An 804-nucleotide genomic window follows, 5' to 3' on the forward strand; every position below is an offset into this window, starting at 1 on the left:
TCGCCGTCGCCGTCGGCATCCGCGTCGCCTTCGCCATCCGGTGCGAGCGGCGCATGGAAGTCGCTGTCGAAGGCCGGGTCGTCCTGCACGTGCACGGCATCGCCGTCGCGCTGCACCAGGCCGCGCTCTTCCAGGTCGCGCAGCACCTTGTTCACCATGGGCCGCGACAGACCCGCGTAGGAGGCGATCACGCCCTGGGAGATGCGGCGGTCGAAGGCATGCTCGCCCTCGGGCGCCAGGGTGGTCAGCTCCTGCAGCACGCGGCCCACCAGCCGCTCTGCCGTGAGCATGTGGCGCCGGCGGATCTGCTTGCGCAGCGCCGTCATCTGCCGCAGCTGGGTTTGCAGCAGCATCTGCGGAACCTCCGGGTAGTGGTCGCACAGCCGGTGCAGCGTCCACAGGGGCATGACGTAGACCGACGAGGGCAGGGCGGCCACCAGGCTGAGGTCGGAGGGCTGGCGCGGGCCGGTCAGCGGCGCGCCGAGATGCATGTCGTCCGGGCTCAGGAAGCTGGTGGTCACCGCCGCGTCGTTGGGCCCCGGCACCACCACGCGCAGCAGGCCGGAGCCGACGCCGACCCGCTGACCCGACACCGACCCCGCCCTGCTGCGCGTGGTGGTGCCGGGGCCCAACGCCGCGCCGGTACCCCCAACCTCCCTGCGCCCGGACGCCAGGCCCCCCGGCGGGCCGCTGACCGGCCCGCCCCACCCCCCTGACCCCAGCCTGGTGGCCGCCCTGCCCTCGCCGGCCTACCTCATGCCCGGTGGTCCGCTGCACGGCCTCTGCGACACCTCCCCGCAAGTC

1 protein-coding gene is annotated in these 804 nt (G+C 74.0%); it reads right to left on the reverse strand.

Going from position 1 to position 804, the window contains the following annotated elements:
• On the reverse strand, positions 1-593 hold a 593-nt coding region (locus tag NS331_RS25130; protein WP_058644614.1), incomplete at its 3' end, for a Crp/Fnr family transcriptional regulator.
• Between the last annotated feature and the right edge of the window lie 211 nt (positions 594-804).

Source organism: Pseudacidovorax intermedius (assembly GCF_001476815.1).
Lineage (GTDB): Bacteria > Pseudomonadota > Gammaproteobacteria > Burkholderiales > Burkholderiaceae_C > Xenophilus > Xenophilus intermedius_A.